This window comes from Allobosea sp. BE125, assembly GCF_031456075.1.
Classification (GTDB): Bacteria; Pseudomonadota; Alphaproteobacteria; order Rhizobiales; family Beijerinckiaceae; genus Allobosea.
This window is the reverse complement of the sequence record NZ_JAVDTY010000012.1, coordinates 59,573-79,767: the sequence shown is the minus strand read 5'-3', so window position 1 is coordinate 79,767 and position 20,195 is coordinate 59,573. Positions and strand designations below refer to the sequence as shown.

Annotated in this window: 20 protein-coding genes; 6 read left to right on the top strand and 14 right to left on the bottom strand. The window is 65.7% G+C overall.

What is annotated here, in order from left to right; translation table 11 throughout:
- Nucleotides 1-23 precede the first annotated feature (23 nt).
- A complete protein-coding gene (locus J2Y55_RS23680; protein WP_310158484.1) occupies nucleotides 24-1,736 on the bottom strand; it encodes a pilus assembly protein TadG-related protein in 1,713 nt (570 codons plus the stop codon).
- A gap of 36 nt (nucleotides 1,737-1,772) precedes the next feature.
- The gene (locus tag J2Y55_RS23675; RefSeq protein WP_310158483.1) at nucleotides 1,773-2,201 is read right to left on the bottom strand and encodes a TadE/TadG family type IV pilus assembly protein; all 429 of its coding nucleotides are present in this window, start codon (nucleotides 2,199-2,201) and stop codon (nucleotides 1,773-1,775) included.
- A gap of 191 nt (nucleotides 2,202-2,392) precedes the next feature.
- On the opposite strand from J2Y55_RS23675, the gene J2Y55_RS23670 reads away from it, so the two are divergent.
- Together J2Y55_RS23670 and J2Y55_RS23665 are read left to right on the top strand one after the other, a co-directional pair.
- Nucleotides 2,393-2,770: a hypothetical protein gene (locus J2Y55_RS23670; protein ID WP_310158482.1), complete on the top strand. Its 378-nt coding sequence runs from the start codon at nucleotides 2,393-2,395 to the stop codon at nucleotides 2,768-2,770.
- Nucleotides 2,767-4,224: a methyl-accepting chemotaxis protein gene (locus J2Y55_RS23665; RefSeq protein WP_310158481.1), complete on the top strand. Its 1,458-nt coding sequence runs from the start codon at nucleotides 2,767-2,769 to the stop codon at nucleotides 4,222-4,224. Before J2Y55_RS23670 ends, J2Y55_RS23665 begins: the two co-directional genes overlap by 4 nt.
- 3 nt (nucleotides 4,225-4,227) lie before the next feature.
- Here the strand turns inward: J2Y55_RS23665 and J2Y55_RS23660 are convergent, their stop codons facing one another.
- The 7 genes from J2Y55_RS23660 to J2Y55_RS23630 all read right to left on the bottom strand — a co-directional run bounded on the left by J2Y55_RS23660 (nucleotide 4,228) and on the right by J2Y55_RS23630 (nucleotide 12,362).
- Nucleotides 4,228-5,445: a phosphopentomutase gene (locus J2Y55_RS23660; RefSeq protein WP_310158480.1), complete on the bottom strand. Its 1,218-nt coding sequence runs from the start codon at nucleotides 5,443-5,445 to the stop codon at nucleotides 4,228-4,230.
- A 2-nt stretch (nucleotides 5,446-5,447) separates the two neighbouring features.
- Nucleotides 5,448-7,079, bottom strand: coding sequence for an ABC transporter ATP-binding protein (locus J2Y55_RS23655; RefSeq protein WP_310158479.1), 1,632 nt, complete (start codon nucleotides 7,077-7,079; stop codon nucleotides 5,448-5,450).
- Complete coding sequence (locus J2Y55_RS23650; RefSeq protein WP_310158478.1) at nucleotides 7,076-8,248, bottom strand: ABC transporter permease; 1,173 nt, start codon at nucleotides 8,246-8,248, stop codon at nucleotides 7,076-7,078. The genes J2Y55_RS23655 and J2Y55_RS23650 overlap by 4 nt, the downstream gene beginning before the upstream one ends.
- 4 nt (nucleotides 8,249-8,252) lie before the next feature.
- A complete protein-coding gene (locus J2Y55_RS23645; protein WP_069689969.1) occupies nucleotides 8,253-9,350 on the bottom strand; it encodes a microcin C ABC transporter permease YejB in 1,098 nt (365 codons plus the stop codon).
- Between the two features lie 6 nt (nucleotides 9,351-9,356).
- Nucleotides 9,357-9,758 carry a DUF4260 domain-containing protein gene (locus J2Y55_RS23640; protein ID WP_310158474.1) on the bottom strand — a complete coding sequence of 134 codons (402 nt, stop codon included), beginning with the start codon at nucleotides 9,756-9,758 and terminating at the stop codon, nucleotides 9,357-9,359.
- Between the two features lie 2 nt (nucleotides 9,759-9,760).
- Nucleotides 9,761-11,623: an extracellular solute-binding protein gene (locus tag J2Y55_RS23635; RefSeq protein ID WP_310158472.1), complete on the bottom strand. Its 1,863-nt coding sequence runs from the start codon at nucleotides 11,621-11,623 to the stop codon at nucleotides 9,761-9,763.
- A gap of 199 nt (nucleotides 11,624-11,822) precedes the next feature.
- Complete coding sequence (locus J2Y55_RS23630) at nucleotides 11,823-12,362, bottom strand: c-type cytochrome (RefSeq protein ID WP_310158469.1); 540 nt, start codon at nucleotides 12,360-12,362, stop codon at nucleotides 11,823-11,825.
- 198 nt (nucleotides 12,363-12,560) lie between these two features.
- Between J2Y55_RS23630 and J2Y55_RS23625 the strand changes: the two genes are divergently transcribed.
- Both J2Y55_RS23625 and J2Y55_RS23620 read left to right on the top strand, forming a co-directional pair.
- Nucleotides 12,561-13,304, top strand: coding sequence for a 3-deoxy-manno-octulosonate cytidylyltransferase (locus J2Y55_RS23625; protein WP_310158468.1), 744 nt, complete (start codon nucleotides 12,561-12,563; stop codon nucleotides 13,302-13,304).
- Nucleotides 13,305-13,310: 6 nt separating this feature from the next.
- Nucleotides 13,311-14,165: a prephenate dehydratase gene (locus J2Y55_RS23620; RefSeq protein ID WP_310158466.1), complete on the top strand. Its 855-nt coding sequence runs from the start codon at nucleotides 13,311-13,313 to the stop codon at nucleotides 14,163-14,165.
- Between the two features lie 57 nt (nucleotides 14,166-14,222).
- Here J2Y55_RS23620 and nudC read toward each other — a convergent pair whose 3' ends face one another.
- Both nudC and mmsB read right to left on the bottom strand, forming a co-directional pair.
- Nucleotides 14,223-15,188, bottom strand: a complete 966-nt coding sequence (nudC, locus tag J2Y55_RS23615) for an NAD(+) diphosphatase (protein ID WP_310158465.1) — start codon at nucleotides 15,186-15,188, stop codon at nucleotides 14,223-14,225.
- A gap of 82 nt (nucleotides 15,189-15,270) precedes the next feature.
- Complete coding sequence (mmsB, locus tag J2Y55_RS23610; RefSeq protein WP_310158464.1) at nucleotides 15,271-16,158, bottom strand: 3-hydroxyisobutyrate dehydrogenase; 888 nt, start codon at nucleotides 16,156-16,158, stop codon at nucleotides 15,271-15,273.
- Nucleotides 16,159-16,217: 59 nt separating this feature from the next.
- Here mmsB and J2Y55_RS23605 point away from each other — a divergent pair, with 59 nt between their 5' ends.
- Together J2Y55_RS23605 and J2Y55_RS23600 are read left to right on the top strand one after the other, a co-directional pair.
- Nucleotides 16,218-16,496: a type II toxin-antitoxin system RelE/ParE family toxin gene (locus tag J2Y55_RS23605; protein ID WP_310158462.1), complete on the top strand. Its 279-nt coding sequence runs from the start codon at nucleotides 16,218-16,220 to the stop codon at nucleotides 16,494-16,496.
- Entirely contained in the window at nucleotides 16,468-16,836 is a 369-nt protein-coding gene (locus J2Y55_RS23600; protein WP_404979019.1) for a HigA family addiction module antitoxin, read from the top strand. The genes J2Y55_RS23605 and J2Y55_RS23600 overlap by 29 nt, the downstream gene beginning before the upstream one ends.
- A 2-nt stretch (nucleotides 16,837-16,838) precedes the next feature.
- Here the strand turns inward: J2Y55_RS23600 and J2Y55_RS23595 are convergent, their stop codons facing one another.
- From J2Y55_RS23595 to J2Y55_RS23585, 3 genes are read right to left on the bottom strand one after another with little or no spacing between them, the layout of a single operon-like run.
- The gene (locus tag J2Y55_RS23595; protein WP_310158460.1) at nucleotides 16,839-17,993 is read right to left on the bottom strand and encodes an isobutyryl-CoA dehydrogenase; all 1,155 of its coding nucleotides are present in this window, start codon (nucleotides 17,991-17,993) and stop codon (nucleotides 16,839-16,841) included.
- Nucleotides 17,990-18,559 (bottom strand): hypothetical protein, encoded by a 570-nt coding sequence (locus tag J2Y55_RS23590; RefSeq protein WP_310158458.1) that lies wholly within the window; start codon nucleotides 18,557-18,559, stop codon nucleotides 17,990-17,992. The genes J2Y55_RS23595 and J2Y55_RS23590 overlap by 4 nt, the downstream gene beginning before the upstream one ends.
- 20 nt (nucleotides 18,560-18,579) lie before the next feature.
- Nucleotides 18,580-20,076 carry a CoA-acylating methylmalonate-semialdehyde dehydrogenase gene (locus tag J2Y55_RS23585; RefSeq protein ID WP_310158457.1) on the bottom strand — a complete coding sequence of 499 codons (1,497 nt, stop codon included), beginning with the start codon at nucleotides 20,074-20,076 and terminating at the stop codon, nucleotides 18,580-18,582.
- Between the last annotated feature and the right edge of the window lie 119 nt (nucleotides 20,077-20,195).

Genomic DNA, 20,195 nt, shown 5'->3' with positions numbered 1-20,195 from the left:
GGCCACTTCGCTCGAAAACGCTCTCAGCGCACCAGCAGGGAGCCGCCGCAGCGCACGCCGGTGACCCAGCTATCGGCCTGGCCGAGGCCGATGCCGAGCGTTCCGAGCACCCCGGTGAGCAACTGGTCGATCGGGGTCGCCGCCGCCGTGACGATGCTGCCGACGAGGTTGCCGACGCCGCCGAGGTCCAGTCCCAGCGGGTCGAGCCGGATCACGAGATCACCGAAGAGGCGTGACAGCAGGGTCGCGATGAAATCCTGCGTCGAGGTCGTGCGCTTGTCGCCGCGCAGGATCTCGGGATAGGTGAAGCTCACCGGCGTCTCGGCCAGGTTTGTCATGGTCGCATGCGCCCGCAGCGTCACCTTGAAGAGTCCAAGGACATTCAGGACCGCGGCGGCGGGTGGGTTCGGAGCCGTGCTGAAATTGTTGAAATCGGCCAGCGAGACCTGCCCGATCCAGGCGTCGACCACAGCTGGTGTCACGCCGAGCGTGACGCGGGAGGTGGTGACGTCGCCGGCGTTGCATTGCACGCTGGAGAGACGCGCTGTTGCGGCCGCGAGCTCGATATAGAGCGGCAGGCTCACCAGCGAGGCTTGTCCGCTGCCGACGAGGTTGATCGTCAGCAGCAGGCGGGTCTGGGCGGTGTGGACGGTCGCGCCCACCCGCCCGACACTGACGAGGCTTGTGCCCACTGGCCGCTCGCCGATGGCGAGCTTGAGCGAGACCGCCGCGAGGCCCGGGATGTTGATGGAAAGCCCTGTGTCGATCTGCCGTGTGCCATTGGAGATCTGGGCGACGGCCGAGACGAGGTCCAGCGCCGTAAGCGAAGCCACGATCGGCCCAGGCAGCGATAGTGCTGTCTGGCCGTAGGGGCCAAACGAGATGAGCTTGGTCAGGTCGACGCGCTGGGTCGAGCTGGCCGTCGTCGTGGCCAGCCGCGAGAGCGCGTCGTTCGCCGTCACGCTGCTGGTGCTGTTGTCGCGCGCGGCCTGCTGAGCGGCGTAAAGCACGTCGCCGAGTTTCACATTGGCCTTCAGCACGTCGTCATAGGTAACGGCCGACAGATTCGCGCGCACGGCCAGGTATTTGGAGAATGTGAACAGGTCGATCCGCGCTTGCGCCAGCCCGTTGTAGTCCATCACGGAGAGGGAGACACTGCTGCCCAGGAGAGAGCTGAGCAGGCTGTTCAGGAGACCGCCGTCCAGCTGCGCCAGCCGCGAGCCGACCGCGAAGGCGGCCTGTGCATCCTGTACCGCGATGGCGCTGCTGCCGATCGGCACATCGCCACTCGAGAAGCTCGCCAGCGTCGTATTGGCCTGGGCCGTCGTGCTTGATGGGCTAGCCGCGAGAACGCGGCCGAGCAGCATCTGCGTGACGCCGCGCATCTCGACCTTGACGGCGTTGGCTGTCGTTCCCGTGCTGGGCGTGAAGCGGTTATTGACTGGTATGGTCGCATCGGCGTTGTAGATGCCGGTCTGCACGGCCAGGACGGTGTTGGCCGGGTAACCGTTGCTGCCGGCGGTGGCCTGCGCGGCAGCCTTGGCGCGCGGCAGATCCGCCGCGGCTGCAAGCGCCGCGAGATCGTTGGCGGTCTGCTGCCGCCGCTTCTCATAGAAGAAGCTGCCGACATCGACCGCCATCGCACCAAAGCCGAAAAGGGCAAATATCCCGGCAGCGAAGAGCAAGGCTGCGCCACCGCGCTCGTTCTTGGCGAAGGCTTTGAAGCTGCGATTCATCACGGCCTCCTGCGGGGGCGAGAGCAAAGATCTGGGTCAATAGCCGCCGCGTTGGATAACGGCTCGACGTACAACCGTAGGTGGCGGTAGCGAAACAAGCGAAGCGAGGCTCTGGAAGAGCGTGCCGGACATGTCATAGGCGACCGCGACCGTGAAGGTCTGCTGCGGCGCGCCACCCTGGGCCGTCGTCACGCTGACCTTGGCCGGATCGATGAAAGCGTAGGAGGATGCGTTCGCCGTGACGAAAGCACGTGCGATCTGGTCGCGCTCGGTGTCATTTACCCCGGAAACAGAGGCGCGCGCGGCTTCGGAGGCGACTTGCTGGATGCCGTGGTAAATGCCCAGAACGTAGCCGTAGCCGATGATGCCGAAGATCATCAGAAGAAGCACAGGCGCGATCATCGCGAATTCGACTGCGCTCGTGCCGGCTTCGTTCCGACGGAACCGGTTTGCTGAGGTCCACATGGGATGCACCTTCCGGTATTTAAATACTATCTACAGTTGTAATCTTCAACCTCTTAAAAATAGTAAACGGCGGCGTTAAAAGTCATCGCGGTTGGGCTTTGCCTTCATCTTTAAGTAAAACTTTACGGGAGTGGCCCCACTTCATCCGGAAACGCGCAGAAACCTTGGCGTCCCGGAGAAACCTACGTCCCATGACATCGGGAAGCCTGATCGGAGCCTCCGCCAATAGCGGGCGGGTCGCGGCCCTGCGGGATGGCTGCGTCGTGGCGCTGACTCTCATGGCTGTCAGCCTCGCTGCCGTGCTCAGCTTGCCTCAGGCCCCGACCGACCGGGCCGTGCCGCAGGCGATCATCTTCCCACCATGGATGCCGCAGCAGGACGCGGTGGCGCGAAGCCTTGCGGCCGGGCATCGCGTCCTGCGCGGTGGCATTTCGTCTTTCATCGTGATCGCGGCTGCTGCTGAAGCCGGTGCCGAGACTGCCAGGCCGCGAGGTGCCTTGCTCATGCTGGCGCTCGATGGACTCGCCGGCTGTCTCGATTCCCGCGCGTCTGTGGAACCATCCCTATGATCTGGACCTTGACGGGCATTCGCGTCGCCGTCGCGCGCGTGCTGCTGGGGCTCGCATTCCTGCACGTGCCGATCCTGGCGCTGAGCATCTGGTTCCGCGGTGGAGACATCCCGCTGCCGGCGTCCTGTGCCTTCCTGCTGGCTGCGGGCGCCTTACTGCTCTACATGCGCTGCGGTGTCGCCATCGTCACGCAACTCGTCATCGCGATCGTGCTGATCGGCCAGGTCTCGATGCTGGTCTATAGCTTCGCCGGCCATCCCTGGCAGCCCGACACGCATATGTACTATTTCGCGATCCTGGCCTTGCTCGCCGGTTTCTGCGACTGGCGCCCCATCATGATGGGCGCCGCCTTGACCGCGCTGCACCACCTCGCCCTGCAATACATCCTGCCGTCGGCGGTGTTCTATCAGGGTGGCAGCCTCCTGCGCGTGCTGTTGCACGCCGTGATCGTCATCATCGAAACCGTGTTCCTGGCGGCTCTTGCCGTGATCCTGGGACGCATGTTCGCGACCAACGAAAACAGTCTGCAGCGCGCCAACGAGATTGCCGAGCGCGAGCGGATGGCGGGCGAACGCGAAAAGCGTCAGGCGGAAGAGCTCGGGCGGCGCGCGGAGGCGTTGCGCGAGATCGTCCAGAACTTCCGCTCCCAGATGGAGCGGGCCATGGCGGTGCTCGATCGCTCGGCCGAGACCATGCAGGGCGGGTCGCGCGAACTGACCGGCACGTCGGATCAGGCGCGCCAGCAGATGGCGTTGGTCTCGGAGGCCGCGGACGCAACGACGCGCGGCATCGATCAGCTCGCCAATGCGAGCGGTCAGCTCGCGGAATCGATCGGTGAGATCGGCCGAAACGTCTCGCATTCCTTCGATGGTTCCAAGAACGCAGCCGATCTCGCGCGCCGCGCCAGCGATGAAATCGAGGAGCTTGCCCGCAACAGCGAGAATGTCGGCGCCGTCGTCGAGATCATTCGCGGCATCGCGGCGCAGACCAGCATGTTGGCGCTGAACGCCACGATCGAGGCCGCGCGTGCCGGCGAGATGGGGCGCGGCTTCGCGGTCGTCGCCAGCGAGGTGAAGACATTGTCGGCGCAGACCGCTCGCGCCACCGACGAAGTCTCAGGCCAGATCCACGCGATGCAGATCGCCTCGCAGCGCTCGCTCAAGGCCATCCGCGACATCGTCGGGGCCATGGGCGAGGTCGAGAAAGTGGCCGAGGCGATCGCGGTCGCGGTCCATGAGCAGGATCGGGCGACCGCGGAGATCGCGCGCCAGGTCCAGCTTTCGTTCGAGGGTGCCAGGCGTGGGGTCGGCGTCGTCGGCAATTTCGAGCTGATGACGGTGCGCACGCATGATGCGGCGGAGCAATTGCAGGAAGCGGCCGATGCGCTTGCCGCGCAGGCGCACAGCATCCGTCATGAGGTTGCGGCGTTCTGCACCCAGGTCGCGGTGGCCTGAACGCTACCAGGGGCGGCCAGGCCCCACAGCGCCGATGCCGAGCCAGGTTCCCAGCGTCGCCGCGATATCGGCGAAACTTTCGCGCCGGCCGATCGGGCCCGGCGCCAGCGCGGGCCCGAAAGCAAGAATCGGTGTGTGCTCGCGCGTATGGTCCGTGCCCGGCCAGGTCGGATCGTTGCCATGATCGGCGGTGATCATCGCGATATCGCCCGGTCTCAGCCCGGCCTCCAGGCGCGGCAGCGCCGCGTCGAAGGCTTCCAGCGCGGCGGCATAGCCCGGCACGTCGCGGCGATGGCCGTATTCGCTGTCGAAATCGACGAGGTTGACGAAGCAGAAGCCGCCATCGGGCAGGCGCTCCAACGCCTCCAGCGCGGCCTCGAACATCGCGGCATTGCCAAAAGGCTTGATCTCTTCGCCGGTCGCGCGATGCGCGAAGATGTCGCCGATCTTGCCGACGGTGATGATCGTGCGCCCCTGAGCCGCCAGCCGGTCGAGCAAGGTCTCGTCAGGGGGCGGAATGGCGAAATCCTTGCGGTTCCCAGTGCGCCTGAAGCCGTCCTCTACCGTCCCCAGGAAGGGCCTTGCGATCACGCGGCCGATCTTCAGCGGGTCGACGAGAAGGCGCGTCTTGCGGCAGAGCTCGTAAAGCCGCTCCAGCCCGAACAGCTCCTCGTGAGCTGCGATCTGGAGCACGGAGTCGACCGAGGTGTAGCAGATCGGCCTGCCGGTCCGGACATGCTCCTCGCCGAGCTCGTCGATGATCGCGGTGCCGGACGCATGCTTGTTGCCGAGGATGCCGGGCAGGGCGCCTTGCTCGACCATCGCTGCGACCAGATCGGGTGGGAAGGAATTCTCCAGCGCGGTGAAATAGCCCCATTGGAACGGCACGGGGCAGCCGGCGATCTCCCAATGGCCGGACGGCGTGTCCTTGCCTTGGCTGATCTCGACGCCATAGCCGTATTGGCCTTCGGGAGCGACAGGTCTGGCGATGCCGGCAAGGGAGCTGCCGGTGGAGGCCTCGCAGGCATGGGCAAGTCCGAGCCGCACCAGATTGGGCAATTTGAGCGGCCCCGTGCGCAGGCCCGCACGGTCGCCCCTGCCATCGCTACAGGCTTGCGCGATATGCCCCAGCGTATCGGCGCCGGTATCGCCGTAGAGATGCGCGTCCCGCGCCGCGCCACAGCCGACGGAATCGAGCACGATCAGGATGGCGCGGGCCATGCTCATTCCCTCACGGCGGCGACGCCGGCAGGTTCGAGGTTGAGCGCTGCTGCGAGCAGGGCCTGGGTATAGGCCTCGCGTGGTCGGGCGAAGATCTCCTCGGCCGGCCCCTCCTCGACAACCCGGCCGTTCTGCATCACCACGACCCGGTGCGAGAGCGCCCGCACGACCTTGAGGTCGTGGCTGATGAAGAGATAGCCAAGCTTGCGCCTGGCCTGGAGGTCGCGCAGCAATTCGACGATCTGCGCCTGAACCGACATGTCGAGCGCCGAGGTGGGCTCGTCCAGCACGACGAATTTCGGGTCGAGCGCCATGGCGCGCGCGATCGCGATGCGCTGGCGCTGGCCGCCGGAGAATTCATGCGGGTAGCGGTCCATCGCGCTCGGATCGAGCCCGACATCGTGGAGGGCGCGGGCGACGATCTCGCGCCGCTGGGCATAGCTCAGCTCGCTTTGTTGTACTGTCAGGCCCTCGGCCACGATCTCGGCCACCGACATGCGCGGCGAGAGCGAGCCATAAGGATCCTGGAAGACGACCTGGAGATCCCGGCGTTTCGGCCGGACGGCGGCGCTGGCGAGTCCGTCGATGCGGTCGCCGAGGAAGACGATCGGCCCCTCCGAGGAGATCAAGCGCAGGATGGCGAGGCCGAGCGTCGTCTTGCCGGAGCCGGATTCGCCGACGACGCCGAGCGTCTCGCCCTCGCGCACCTTGATCGTGATGCCGTCGACCGCCTTCACATGGCCGGTGGTGCGGCGCAGGAAGCCGGATTTGATCGGGAACCAGATCTTCATCGGCCCGGCTTCGAGCAGCGTGGCGGCGCCTTCCGCGACCGGCGCCGGGCGGCCCTTCGGCTCGGCTGCGAGCAGCCGCTTGGTGTAGTCGTGCCGGGGATTGCCGAAGATCTCGCCGACTGGTCCCTGCTCGACGATCTGACCCTTGAGCATGACGCAGACCCTGTCGGCGATGCGCCGGACGATGCCGAGATCATGGGTGATGAACAGCATCGCCATGCCGAGCCGGCCCTGAAGCTCCTTCAGCAGCTTGAGGATCTGGGCCTGCACCGTGACGTCGAGCGCGGTCGTGGGCTCGTCGGCGATCAGCAGTTCGGGTTCGTTGGCGAGCGCCATCGCGATCATCACGCGCTGGCGCTGTCCGCCGGAAAGCTGGTGCGGATAGGCCTCCAATCGACTTTCCGCATCGCGGATGCCGACCAGCGCCAGGAGCTCGAGCGTGCGGGCACGCGCCTTGTCGCCGCGCAGGCCTTTGTGCAGCTCGAGGATCTCGCCGATCTGCCGCTGGATCGTATGCAGCGGGTTGAGCGAGGTCATCGGCTCCTGGAACACCATGGTGATGTCGTTGCCGCGCACCTTGCGCATCGCGTCCTCATCGGCCGCGATCAGATCCTGGCCGTTGAACATCACCTTGCCGGAGGGGTGATGCGCCGAGGGGTAGTTCAACAGCTTCAGGATCGAGAGCGCCGAGACCGATTTGCCCGAGCCCGACTCGCCGACGATGGCGAGCGTCTCGCCCTTGGCGATCTGGAAGGAGACGCGGTCGACGGCCAGCGTCTCGCGGCCGCCCTGGCGGAAGGCGACGGAGAGATCCTGGACGGAGAGGAGCGGGGAGGTGTTCACGCGAAGGTCTTCCTCGGGTCGAACGCATCCCTGACCGCTTCGCCGATGAAGATCAGCAGCGACAGCATCAGCGCGATCACGACGAAGCCGGAGAGGCCGAGCCATGGCGCCTGCAGGTTCGATTTCCCCTGCGCCAGCAATTCACCGAGCGAAGGCGAGCCAGGCGGCAGGCCAAAGCCGAGGAAGTCGAGCGAGGTCAAGGTGGTGATCGAGCCGTTCAGGATGAAGGGCAGGAAGGTCAGCGTCGCGACCATCGCATTGGGCAAGAGATGCTTGACCATGATGGCGCGGTTGGAGAGGCCGAGCGCGCGCGCCGCGCGGACATATTCGAAATTGCGCGCCCGCAGGAACTCGGCCCGCACCACGCCGACGAGCGCGACCCATGAGAACAGCAGGAGAATGCCGAGCAAAACGAAGAAGCTCGGCGTGATGATCGCCGCCACGATGATCAGCAAATAGAGCGCCGGGATCGAGGTCCAGATCTCGATGACGCGCTGGAAGATCAGGTCGGTCCAGCCACCGAAATAACCCTGGATGGCACCGGCCGCGATGCCGATCACCGAGGAAATCGAGGACAGGATCAGTCCGAACAGGATCGAGATGCGGAAGCCGTAGATCAATCGCGCGATGACGTCGCGGCCCTGGTCGTCGGTGCCGAGCCAGTTCCATTCGAGGTCGCGGCAGCCCGTCCCGCCGGTCCGCTCTGCAATGACGCGACACTGCTCGTCCTTGAGCAGCCAGGTCGGCGGCGCGGGCGCGGGCACCGGCAGATCGAGATTATGCGTGCGATAGCTGTAGCGGATCAGGGGCCAGACCGCGTAACCGTTGGCTGTGATCTCCTTGGCGATCACCGGGTCGCGATAGTCGGTCGTGGCCAGGAAGCCGCCGAACTTCTCTTCCGGGTAGTTCACCGCGACCGGGAACAGCCATTCACCCTTGTAGCGCACGATCAGGGGCCGGTCGTTGGCGATGAACTCGGCGAAGAGCGAGAGCGTAAACAGCGCAAGGAAGATCCAGAGCGACCACCAGCCGCGCTTATTGGCCTTGAAGTTGTTCAGCCGGCGCCGGTTGATCGGCGAGAGCTTGAGCCAACCCTGGTTCGCCTCCGGCGGGGCCAGCGGCGCATGGCTGCGCAAAATCGGCGGCGCGTCGATCAACGTGTCGCTCATCGCCTCAGGCCTCCCGCGTCTCGAAATCAATGCGGGGGTCGACCCAGGTATAGGTCAGGTCGGTGATGAGGTGCACGACAAGGCCGATCAGCGAGAAGATGTAGAGATTGGCGAAGACGACCGGGTAATCGCGGTTGACGATCGCCTCGAAGGACAGGAGCCCCAAGCCGTCGAGCGAGAAGATCGTCTCGATCAGCAATGAGCCGGCGAAGAGTGCGTGCACGAAGGCGCCGGGAAAACCGGCGATGACGATCAGCATGGCGTTGCGGAAGACATGGCCGTAGAGCACGCCGCGCTCGGAGAGCCCCTTCATCCGGGCTGTCAGGACATATTGCTTCCTGATCTCGTCGAGGAAGGAGTTCTTGGTCAGAAGGGTCGAGGTGGCGAAGGCGCCCAGCGCCATCGCCGTCACGGGCAGGGCGATGTGCCAGAGATAATCGACGGTCTTGCCGAGCAGGCTGAGCTGCGCCCAGTTCTCCGAATGCAGCCCGCGCAACGGAAAGATCTGCCAGAACGAGCCGCCGGCGAACAGCACGATCAGCAGGATCGCGAAGAGGAAGCCCGGGATGGCATAACCCACGATCACGACCGCGCTGGTCCAGGTGTCGAAGCGCGAACCATCCTTCACCGCCTTGCGGATGCCGAGCGGGATCGAGATCGCATAGGACAGAAGCGTCATCCACAGGCCGAGCGAAATCGAGACCGGCAGCTTCTCCTTGATCAATTGCAGCACGGGCGCATCGCGGAAATAGCTGCGCCCGAAATCGAAGCGGATGTAGTCGCCCAGCATCTTGAGGAAGCGCTCATGCGCCGGCTTGTCGAAGCCGAACTGCTTTTCGAGCTCCTTGATGAACGCGGGGTCGAGCCCCTGCGCGCCGCGATAGGCGGAATTCGAATCGCCGCCCAATTGTGCGCCGGCATCGCCACCCTGGCCCCCGCCGACGCGATCCGACGCGCTTCCGGCGGCAGGATTCTGCAATTGCGCGATCACGCGCTCGACTGGCCCGCCGGGCGCGAATTGCACGATGATGAAGGAGATCAGCAGGATGCCGAACAGCGTCGGCACCATCAGGGCGATACGTCTCGCGATATAGCTCAGCATGCCGGTTCACTCGGTCCTTCTGGCTGAGCCGATAACGCCGAGATGAGTGTCAGCGAAGCGCGTAGCATATTTCAGTCCATAGCCGAGCGCCCGGTCGAACTCGACATGCGCGGCCCAGATCAAGGCTATGGCCAGTATCATGGCCGAGCCCGAAGCCGCGGCGGCGGCGCCCAGCAGGGCCGGGCCGATCAGGGAATGGACGGCGTTGTAGATTGCGCAACCCAGCCGGGGGCCGGAGAGATAGCCGAGCATGGCGAGATCCGGCGCCAGGATAAGGCCGGCGAATACCCACCATGAAACGCCCGTGCGCGCAAAGAACCAAACGCCGAGCCCGCCGAGCAAGGCGCCTTCGAGGCGCAGGAGCAGGTTCGGAACTCCCGTGACATGGCCCTGCATGAGCGCTGCCATGCTCAGGCCTTCCCGATGCGCTTGGCTTTTTCGGCGTCGTACCACCAGATCCCCGGCGCCCCGGAGGAGTATTTCGGCTTGGTCTGGGGCCTGTCGAACATGTCCCAATAGGCCAGCCACTCATGGGCGTTCCACCACATCGGGATCCAGTAGCGCCCGGCTCGCAGCAGCCGGTCCAGGCATTTGGCGGCGACGACGACCTCGGCATAGCTGTGGGCCTGCCCGATTGTCTCGATCATCGCGTCGATCGCTGGGCTGGCGACGCCGCCGAGATTGCGTGAGCCAGGCGTCTTCGCCGCAGACGAGCCGTAGACGATGCGCAGCGTGTCGCTGGGAATCGAACTGCCCGAAAGAGCCATGCTGACGATGTCGAAATCGAATTCCTGGGTACGCCGCTGGTACTGCGCGGCGTCGACGATGCGCGAGGTCGCATTGATGCCGAGCCGCTTCAGATTGGCCTGGAAGGGTTGCGTATGCGGCTGCAGCGCTGCTTGCGAATCCAAAAACTCGATCTCGAACGGCTGGCCATTGGGCAGCTTCAGGACATTGCCCTCGCGCTTGCAGCCCGCAGTGCGGAACATCTCGTCGGCCCGGCGCAGCAGGTTGCGGTCGCTGCCCGAGCCGTCCGAAACCGGCGGCAGGAAGGGCTCGTCGAAGACCTCGTCGGGCACCTGGCCACGGAACGGCTCGAGCAGCTTGAGCTCCTCGGGCGAGGGTTTGCCGATCGCCTTGGAATCAGAGTTCTCGAAATAGGAGGTCATCCGGCTGAAGGACGAGAACATGATGTTCTTGTTGGTCCAGTCGAAATCGAAGCACAGCCCCAGCGCCTCGCGGATGCGCGGATCCGCGAACTTGTCGCGGCGCAGATTGAAGATCCAGCCCTGCGAACCGATCGGCTCCGTCTTGGGCAGGGATTCCTTCTTGACCTTGCCTTCGTTGATCGACGGAAAATCATAGCCCGTCGCCCAGATCCGTGAGGTGAACTCCTCCTGGAAGGTGATGACGCCGCTCTTGAAGGCCTCGAAGGCGACCTGCCGATCGCGGAAATACTCCCAGCGCACCCGGTCGAAATTATTGGTGCCGATATTGACCGGCAGATCCTTGCCCCAGTAGTCCGGCACGCGCTCGAATTCGATGAAGCGCCCCTGCTCGAAGCGGCCGACCTTGTAGGCCCCTGAGCCGAGCGGCGGTTCCAGCGTCGAAGCCTCGAAATTGCGCGTCGACCAGTATTTTTCGGAGAACACCGGCAGGCCGGCGACGATGAGATGCAGGTCGCGGCTGCGCTTGGGCGAAAGCTGCACGACGACGATGTCGTCGCCCTCGGCCTGCGAAGAGACCAGTTCGTTCAGGATCAGGCGGAAGGAGGGATGCCCCTTGGCCTTGAGCAGATTCATGCTGAAGGCGACGTCGGAGGCCGTCACCCGCGAGCCGTCATGGAAGCGCGCCTCGGGCCGGAGCCGGAACCGGTAGGTCAGCTTGTCCTGCGAGATCGCCACGCTTTTGGCCAGGAGGCCGTAGAGCGAGCCCGGCTCGTCGCCCGAGCCCGCCATCAGGCTGTCGAAGCAGGCATCCATGCCGGCCGCGCCGTCGCCCTGCAGCACGAAGGTGTTGAGCGTGTTGAAGGTGTCGAAGCTCTGGTTGCCGCTGCCACGCTTGATCTGCATCGTCAGCGTGCCGCCCTTGGGCGCTTTGGGGTTCACATAGGCGAAATAGGGAAAATCGGCGGGCAGCGCCAACTCACCGAAGGTCGAGAGGCCGTGAATCTCGCCAGTCTGCGCCAGCGCCGGGCCGCTGAGCGATGGCAGGCTCGCGCTCGCCAGAGCAGCGCCGCCGGTTTCCAGCAATCTGCGGCGTGTGATGCGCATCGCCATGCTCCTTTGTCTTCCAGATTGGTTCGCCGGCCGATTCGCGTTCCGATTATGTCGAACGCGGCCGGCGACGCCAGTCATTCAGGGATTTGCCGTCATCCTGACGGCGGCAGCATGGCGCGGATATGCAAAAGCCGGGCTGACGGGCCCGGCTTGGCACAATCGTGATAAGCGTCGGATCGACGCAAGCTAAAGCTCAGGGCTTCGGCAGCGGCTTGGGCGCGTCGGAGAGTGTGTTCAAATAGGCGATCACGTCGGCGCGGGTATCGGCCTTGCTGATGCCGGCGAAGGCCATCGCGGTGCCGGGAACGTAAGCCTTCGGTCCCTTCAGGAAGTGGTCAAGCCCATCGGCTTCCCAAACCTTGTCGGTACGGCCCTTCATCGCGGCCGAATAGCCGAAGCCGTCGACCGAACCTTCGTTACGGCCGTAGACGTCGTAGAGATGCGGGCCGACCTTGTTGGGGCCGCCCTTCTCGAAGCTGTGGCAGGCCTTGCAGGCGCCAACGGCCTTCTCGCCCTTGGCCGGGTCGGCCTTGGCGAGACGCACCGTGATCGGCTCGTCGGCTGCGGGCGCAGCCGCCCCACCCGCCGCGGCGGGTTCCTCGCTCGGTAGGTCGAAACCGGGCACCGCCGGCTTGTGAGGCGTAAAGACGATCCCGGAGATCATGCTGAGCCCCATCACCACGAGCAGAGTGGAGAGAACCGCTCCGGCGATCTTGTTGGTTTCGATATCCATCGTATCCGAACCCTCGGCCCACCGACGCGGTTAGCGCGGGAGGCAAGACAGCGCTTTGGCCGGGGCCTGAAAGCGCCGACACCCGAGCGTTGCTTAACCGCTTTGCGCGCTGCAATGCAACTCGTATAAGCACCGTCCGCTTTGAGACCTTTTGACGCTTCCCGCCGTACCCCCTACGGCCCAGCCGAGCCTGCCGCGATGTCCGACCCCCTGATCCTGATTCCCGCTCGCATGACCGCGACGCGCCTGCCCGGCAAGCCGCTGGCCGATATCCATGGCGAGGCGATGATCGTGCATGTCTGGCGCCGGGCCATGGAGGCCGGTATCGGCCCGGTCGCGGTTGCGACCGACGAGGCGCGCATCGTCGACGTGATCGAGAAGGCCGGCGGCCGCGCTGTGCTGACCCGCGACGATCATCCCTCGGGCTCGGACCGGATCAAGGAGGCGGCCGACATCCTCGATCCCCAGGGGCGGCACGATGTCATCGTGAACGTTCAGGGCGACCTGCCCACCATCGATCCGCGTGTGATCGCGGCTTCGGTCGGGCCGCTCTCGGATTCGGCTGTGGATATCGTGACGCTCGCCGCGATCATCACGCGCGAGGACGAGAAGACCGAGCCCAGCGTCGTCAAGGCGATCGGCAGTGAAATCTCGCCCGGGCGCATGCGCGCGCTCTACTTTACCCGCGTCACCGCGCCTGGCGGGGAGGGGCCGCTCTATCACCACATCGGCCTCTACACCTATCGCCGCAAAGCGCTTGACCGCTTCGTCTCGCTGCCACCCTCGCCGCTCGAGAGGCGCGAGCGGTTGGAGCAATTGCGCGCCATCGAGGACGGCATGCGCATCGACATCATCGTCGTTGACGACGTGCCGCTCGGCGTCGATACCCCCCATGATCTGGACCGCGCCCGCGCGATCCTGTCAGCCCGCGCCGGAGCCTAGAGTTTCATGCCTGTCATCGTGTCCTATCAGGGCGAACCCGGCGCCTTCTCGTCGCAGGCGGCCCTGCAGGCCTTCCCCGATTGCGAATTGCTGCCTTGCGCGACCTTCGAGGACGCGTTGGCGGCGGTCAGCGACGGCACGGCGCGCTACGGCATGATCCCGATCGATAATTCGATCGCCGGTCGCGTCGCCGACATCCACCATCTGCTGCCGCGTTCGGGGCTGCATATCATCGGCGAGCACTTCCTGCCGATCCGCTTCCATCTGATGGCGCTGAAGGGCGCGACGCTGGCCACGCTGAAGACGGTGCAGAGCCATATTCACGCGCTCGGCCAGTGCCGCAAGATGATCCGCAAGCTCGGCCTTAAGGCCGAGGTCGCGGCCGATACGGCGGGGTCCGCCCGGCAGGTCGCCGAGGCCGGCGACCTGACCCGTGCCGCGATCTCGCCGCGCATCGCCGCGGAGGTTTACGGGCTCGATATCCTGATGGAGGACATCGAGGACGAGAAGCACAACACCACGCGCTTCGTGATCCTGTCGAAATATCCGGAATTCGCCCGCCAGGGCCCGGGGAAGACGGTGACGACCCTGGTCTTCCGCGTCCGCAATATTCCGGCTGCGCTCTACAAGGCGCTCGGCGGTTTCGCGACGAACGGCATCAACATGACCAAGCTCGAGAGCTATATGGTCGATGGGCATTTCTCCGCGACGATGTTCTACCTCGATGTCGAGGGCCATCCGGACGATCCGCATCTGAAGCGGGCGTTGCAGGAGCTGGAGTATTTCTCGAAGGAGATGAAGATCCTGGGCGTCTACCCGGCGCATGCCTTCCGGGAGAGTTTTGCCGAGGCGGGCGAGTAAGAAGGCGAACGGCGAATAGCGAGCGGCGAATAGGGCGCGCAACGCATTCGCCACTCGCTATTCGCCATTCACCTCTTCGCCCTCCACGGCCCAGGCCCTCAGGATCGTGTTGGCGATCGCCAGATGCTGGGGGCTGGTGAAGCCTTCGGGATGATTGCCTTCCAGCATCTGCAGAGCCTCCGCCCGCGAGAACCAGCGCCCGGCCTCCAGCTCCATGCCGTCGAGCACGATGTCGTCGTTGAGCGCCTCGACCAGGCAGCCGATCATCAGCGAGCCGGGAAATGGCCAGGGCTGCGAGGCGATGTAGCGCACCGTGCCGGTGCGCAGGCCCGCCTCCTCCCAGGTCTCGCGGCGCACCGCGTCCTCGAAGGTCTCGCCCGGCTCGATGAAACCGGCGATGCAGGAATACATGCCCGGCGCGAAGCGGGCCTGCCGCGCCAGCAGGCATTTGTCGCCGCGCGTGGCGAGCATGATCACGACCGGGTCGGTGCGCGGAAAATGCTGCGCGCCGCAAGCCGTGCAGTGCCGCTTCCAGCCGGCCGAGCCGAGCTCGCTCGGGCCGCCGCATTGTGCGCAGAAGCGGTGGCGCGCATGCCAGTCGAGCAGTGCCTTGCCCTCGCCGAGCGGGCCGAGCTCATGGGCGGCCACGAGCCGCTTCAGCGCGACCGAGCGCAGATCGGTCAGCAGCACTTCAGGCCGTTCGCGCAAGGGCTCGGCCAGCGCCTTGTCGATCAACCGCGCGAAGCGCGGTGCGCCGTCGGGGTCGAGCCCGAGAAAGGCCTCCTCCAGCCCGGCGCCGAGCAATTCGGTCTCGCCATGGCTGAACCAGACGGACAGGGCCTCGCCCTCGAGCCGCTTCAGCACCGGCGTCTCGCCCGCGAGCACGGTCAGCCGTGTATCGGAGCGATGGCGCAGGGCCGCGATCGCATCGGGCTTGTCGCGCAGATCAGCCCGGCGATCGAGATTGCTGGTGGCGAAGCCGGTCTGGGCCGAGCGTTCGCGGCGGTTGGAAGCATCGTTCATGGCTTCCGTCCTAGCTGCTCGTCACGGGGCCGCGCAAGCATGCTTCACGAAAGCATGTGCGCTTCACGAAAGGTTGTGCGCTTCACGAAAGGTTGCGTCCCCGCAGCAGATGGATGATGGCCGAGAAATCCGCGCCGCCTTCGCCCCAGGCATTGTGGATGCCGTAGAGCTGTGCGGCGGCTGCCCCGAGCGGCGTCGAAGCGCCGGCTGCCTGTGCGGCTTCCTGCGAGAGTTTCAGATCCTTCAGCATCAGGGCCGAGGCGAAGCCGGGCTTGTACTCATTGTTGGCGGGCGAGGTCGGCACCGGGCCCGGCACCGGGCAATAGGTCGTCAACGACCAGCACTGGCCCGAGGAGGTCGAGGCGACATCGAACAGCGCCTGATGCGAAAGCCCGAGCTTCTCGGCCAGCACGAAGGCCTCGGAGACGCCGATCATCGAGATGCCCAGGATCATGTTGTTGCAGATCTTGGCGGCCTGTCCGTTGCCGGCGTCGCCGCAATGCACGATGCGCCGGCCCATCGCCTTGAGGATGGGTTCACCCAGCGCGAAAGCCTCGTCCGCGCCGCCGACCATGAAGGTCAGCGTCGCGCCCTTGGCCCCGCCGACGCCGCCCGAGACCGGCGCGTCGAGCGAGAGGCAGCCGCGCTCGGCCGCCAGCGCATGCGCCTTGCGGGCACTCTCGACATCGATGGTCGAGGAATCGATCAGCAGCGCGCCCGGCTTCACCGAGGGCAGGATATCCGCCCAGACGGAGAGCACATGCTTGCCGGCCGGCAGCATGGTGACGACGATGTCGGCCTCCGCGACCGCCTCCTTGGCCGAACCGGCGATCCCGACGCCGAGCTCGGCGGCGGCGTCCTTGGAGTTCTGTGCCAGATCGAAGGCGCTGACCGTATGCCCCGCCTTGACGAGATTGCCGGCCATGGGTCCGCCCATATTGCCGAGGCCGATGAAGGCGATGCTGGTCATGGTTGTGCCCTTTCATTCTGCTTGACGGAATACGCGACGCGGAATATTTTTCCGACGCCGTGATCCGATCGTTTGCTCACAAGGAAGCCGAGCTCCTGTTTCACGACAGGCCTGTCCGGCGTTTCGCCGCGATCGAGCGCGCGATCCGGCGTAGACTGTTGCTGCTGCATGTCGCTGCCAGACTTGATGACCTGCGCGTGCCGCCGGGAAACCGGCTGGAGGCGTTGCGTGGCGATCGGGCAGGGCAGCACTCGATCCGCGTCAACGATCAATGGCGGATCTGCTTCATCTGGAAGGAGGGCGAGGCGCATGACGTCGAGATCGTCGACTATCACTGAACCCTTGGCCACCCTCTCGCTCTCGCCACACGCGATGGGAGCGGACGAGGCCATACTCGCGCCGATCCCGCCCGGCGAGGTTCTGCTCGAAGAGTTCATGAGGCCGCTTGGCGTCAGCCAGAATCGGCTCGCGCGCGATATCGACGTGCCGGTCAGCCGCATCGCCGGCATCGTCAAGGGCGAGCGCGCCATCACCGCCGACACCGCCCTGCGCCTGGCGCAGTTTTTTGGAACGTCGCCGGAGATGTGGATGGCACTGCAGAGCGACTATGATTTGCGCGTCGCGCGGCTGGTGTCCGGCCGCGTGATCGAGAAGCGCGTGAGGCCGCTAGCCGCATAGGCTCAATTCCCCTTCGCGCGCCCGACCAGTCCGCGCGCGACGATCATCCGCATCACCTCATTGGTGCCTTCGAGGATCTGGTGGACTCTGAGGTCGCGCACGATCTTCTCGATGCCGTAATCGGCGAGATAGCCATAGCCGCCATGGATCTGCAGCGCCTGGTTGGCGACCTCGAAGCCGGTGTCGGTGGCGACCCGCTTGGCCATGGCGCAGAGTTTCGTCGCATCCGGTGTCTTGGCGTCGAGCGAGGCCGCCGCACGCCAGAGGAAGGACCGCGCTGCTTCCAGCTCGGTCGCCATGTCGGCGAGCTTGAACTGCAGCGCCTGGAAATCGGCGATGCGGGAACCGAAGGCCTTGCGCTCCTGCGCGTAGGCCAGCGCCTTGTCGAGCGCGCCTTGCGCCCCGCCGATCGAGCAGGCGCCGATATTGAGCCGGCCGCCATCGAGCCCGGCCATTGCGATCTTGAAGCCGATGCCTTCCGGCCCGATCCGGTTGGCGACGGGAATACGGCAATTCTCGAAGATCACGGCCCGCGTCGGCTGCGCGTTCCAGCCCATCTTCTTCTCATTGGCCCCGAAGGAGAGGCCGGGCGTGCCCTTCTCGACGATCACGGTCGAGATGCCCGAGGGGCCGGCCTCGCCGGTGCGCACCATCACGACATAGATGTCGGAGACGCCGGCGCCCGAGATGAACTGCTTCTGCCCGTCGAGGACGTAATGATCGCCGTCTCGAACCGCCTTGGTCTTCAGCGCGGCTGCGTCCGAACCGGCGCCGGGCTCGGTCAGGCAATAGCTCGCCAGATGCTCCATCGTGCACAGCTTCGGCAGGAAGCTCTTGCGCTGTTCGTCGGAGCCGTAGCGGTCGATCATCCAGGCGCACATATTGTGGATCGAGATGAAGGCCGCGACCGTCGGGCAGCCCGTCGAGAGCGCCTCGAAGATCAGCGCGGCATCCAGCCGTGAGAGGCCGGAGCCGCCGACATCCTCATTGATGTAGATGCCGCCCATGCCGAGCGCCGCGGCGGCGCGCATTTCCTCCACCGGGAAATGCTTTTCCTCGTCCCAGCGCATGGCGTTGGGGGCCAGCGTGTCGGCGGCGAAGCCAAGCGCCATCTCCTGGATGGCGATCTGGTCTTCGGTGAGCGAGAACGGCGTCAAGGCTGGCGCTCCTGGCGGCTGGGCGGTTTCCGTAGCGCTTCTCCGGACTGCAGGCTCCTGCGTTCGGGAAGCGCGCCTTCATATTGCGCCGCGCGCGCCCTATGCGGAGAGCGCGGTGAGGCCAGGGAGACAAAATCCCTGATGTCGGGGCTTTCGCCGGGGCGGCCGACGAAGACCCGCGGACCGCCCTCGATGACGACGACATCGCCATAGGCGAGCTGGCCGTCACCGAGGAAGGTTTCGATCGTGGCCGGTGGCCGCTTCGCCACGGCGCCGCGCGTTGCGAGCAGGCGGGCGGCCTCGAGCATCTCAGCCCGTTCGCGCTGCGCCCGCATTTGCGCGAGCAGCGCGCGCTGGCGCGAAATCGCGACGGCGTCCTGCCAGAGCCTGCGGCAGGCGCCGGTCTCGGGCTCGCTCAGCGGTGCCTGGGCGGTCCTGTCCGGAGTGCAGCGGCTTGCATCGGAGGCGACGACTGCCGGACCATCGAAGTCCGGCTGTGCCATGGCGTCAGGCGCGCAGCACAGGAAGACGACCATCATCGTCTGAACCCGTGGCAATCGCGTCATCGCCGCCTCCGCGCGCCCGCTCAGCTCATCGTCGGAATGACGAAGCTCGCCCCGTCCTTGATACCGCTGGGCCAGCGCGCCGTCACGGTCTTGGTCTTGGTGTAGAAGCGGATCGAGTCCGGGCCGTGCTGGTTGAGATCGCCGAAGGAGGAGCGCTTCCAGCCGCCGAAGGTGTAATAGGCCAGCGGCACCGGGATCGGCACGTTGATGCCGACCATGCCGACCTGGACCTTGGAGGCGAAGTCGCGCGCCGCATCACCGTCACGGGTGAAGATCGCGGTGCCGTTGCCGTATTCGTGGTCGTTGGTCAGCTTCAGCGCCTCGTCATAGGTCTCGGCGCGCAGCACGGAAAGGACGGGTCCGAAGATTTCCTCCTTGTAGATGCGCATGTCCTTGGTGACGTTGTCGAACAGGCAGCCGCCGACATAGAAGCCGTTCTCATAGCCCTGCATCTTGAAGTCGCGCCCGTCGACGACGAGGCTGGCGCCCTCTTCGATGCCGACATCGACATAGGCCTTGATCTTCTCCATCGCCGCCTTGGTGACGACCGGGCCGTAATCGGCGGCGGTGTCGGTCGAGGGGCCGATCTTGAGGCTCTCGACGCGCGGAATGAGGCGCTTCACCAGCTCGTCGGCGGTGGCCTTGCCGACGGGAACCGCAACCGAGATCGCCATGCAGCGCTCGCCGGCCGAGCCGTAGCCGGCGCCGATCAGCGCATCGACGGCCTGGTCCATGTCGGCGTCGGGCATGATGACCATGTGGTTCTTGGCGCCGCCGAAGCACTGCACCCGCTTACCGGCCGCACAGCCGCGGGCGTAGATGTATTCCGCGATCGGGGTCGAGCCGACGAAGCCGACCGCCTTGATGTCGGGGTCGTCGAGGATCGCGTCGACCGCGACCTTGTCGCCGTTGACGACATTGAGGATGCCGGGAGGCCCGCCCGCCTCGATGAAGAGCTCGGCCAGCCGCATCGGCACGCCGGGGTCGCGCTCGGAGGGCTTCAGGATGAAGGCATTGCCGCAGGCGATCGCGGGGCCGAGCTTCCAGAGCGGGATCATCGCCGGGAAGTTGAACGGCGTGATGCCGGCGCAGACGCCCAGCGCCTGGCGCAGCGAATAGATGTCGATGCCGGGGCCGGCGCCGTCGGTGAACTCGCCCTTCATCAGGTTGGGCACGCCGAGCGAGAATTCCACCACCTCGACGCCGCGCTGGATGTCGCCCTTGGCGTCGGGAATGGTCTTGCCGTGCTCACGGGCGAGCAGTTCGGCGAGCTCGTCATTATTCTGCGCGATCAGGTCGAGGAACTTCATCAGCACGCGGGCGCGGCGCTGCGGGTTGACCGCGGCCCATTTCGGCTGGGCGGCGGCGGCGTTCTCGACCGCGGCGCGCATTTCGGCGGCCGAGGCCAGCGCGACCTGGCCGATGACGCTTCCGTCCATGGGCTGATAGATGTCGGCAGTGCGGCCCGAGGTGCCCGCGACATGCTTGCCGCCGATGAAATGCCCAACCTGACGCATCGCGCCCTCCCTACGAATGGTGATGTCCTGAGACCGGCGTCACCCCTACCATTCTCGTTTGCGCACGGCTATAGCGGCGATGGATAGGATGTCGTGCGGAAAAGCGAATATCGGGGAGA

Bases quoted from the DNA above. Each gene is read 5' to 3' on its own strand.
- J2Y55_RS23670 (WP_310158482.1), top strand. From the start codon at position 2,393: ATGACATCGGGAAGCCTGATCGGAGCCTCCGCCAATAGCGGGCGGGTC.
- J2Y55_RS23620 (WP_310158466.1), top strand. From the start codon at position 13,311: ATGCCTGTCATCGTGTCCTATCAGGGCGAACCCGGCGCCTTCTCGTCG.
- J2Y55_RS23675 (WP_310158483.1), bottom strand. From the start codon at position 2,201: ATGTGGACCTCAGCAAACCGGTTCCGTCGGAACGAAGCCGGCACGAGC.
- J2Y55_RS23635 (WP_310158472.1), bottom strand. From the start codon at position 11,623: ATGCGCATCACACGCCGCAGATTGCTGGAAACCGGCGGCGCTGCTCTG.
- J2Y55_RS23665 (WP_310158481.1), top strand. From the start codon at position 2,767: ATGATCTGGACCTTGACGGGCATTCGCGTCGCCGTCGCGCGCGTGCTG.
- J2Y55_RS23625 (WP_310158468.1), top strand. From the start codon at position 12,561: ATGTCCGACCCCCTGATCCTGATTCCCGCTCGCATGACCGCGACGCGC.
- J2Y55_RS23645 (WP_069689969.1), bottom strand. From the start codon at position 9,350: ATGCTGAGCTATATCGCGAGACGTATCGCCCTGATGGTGCCGACGCTG.
- J2Y55_RS23630 (WP_310158469.1), bottom strand. From the start codon at position 12,362: ATGGATATCGAAACCAACAAGATCGCCGGAGCGGTTCTCTCCACTCTG.
- nudC (WP_310158465.1), bottom strand. From the start codon at position 15,188: ATGAACGATGCTTCCAACCGCCGCGAACGCTCGGCCCAGACCGGCTTC.
- J2Y55_RS23600 (WP_404979019.1), top strand. From the start codon at position 16,468: ATGACGTCGAGATCGTCGACTATCACTGAACCCTTGGCCACCCTCTCG.
- J2Y55_RS23585 (WP_310158457.1), bottom strand. From the start codon at position 20,076: ATGCGTCAGGTTGGGCATTTCATCGGCGGCAAGCATGTCGCGGGCACC.
- mmsB (WP_310158464.1), bottom strand. From the start codon at position 16,158: ATGACCAGCATCGCCTTCATCGGCCTCGGCAATATGGGCGGACCCATG.
- J2Y55_RS23650 (WP_310158478.1), bottom strand. From the start codon at position 8,248: ATGAGCGACACGTTGATCGACGCGCCGCCGATTTTGCGCAGCCATGCG.
- J2Y55_RS23660 (WP_310158480.1), bottom strand. From the start codon at position 5,445: ATGGCCCGCGCCATCCTGATCGTGCTCGATTCCGTCGGCTGTGGCGCG.
- J2Y55_RS23590 (WP_310158458.1), bottom strand. From the start codon at position 18,559: ATGACGCGATTGCCACGGGTTCAGACGATGATGGTCGTCTTCCTGTGC.
- J2Y55_RS23680 (WP_310158484.1), bottom strand. From the start codon at position 1,736: ATGAATCGCAGCTTCAAAGCCTTCGCCAAGAACGAGCGCGGTGGCGCA.
- J2Y55_RS23640 (WP_310158474.1), bottom strand. From the start codon at position 9,758: ATGGCAGCGCTCATGCAGGGCCATGTCACGGGAGTTCCGAACCTGCTC.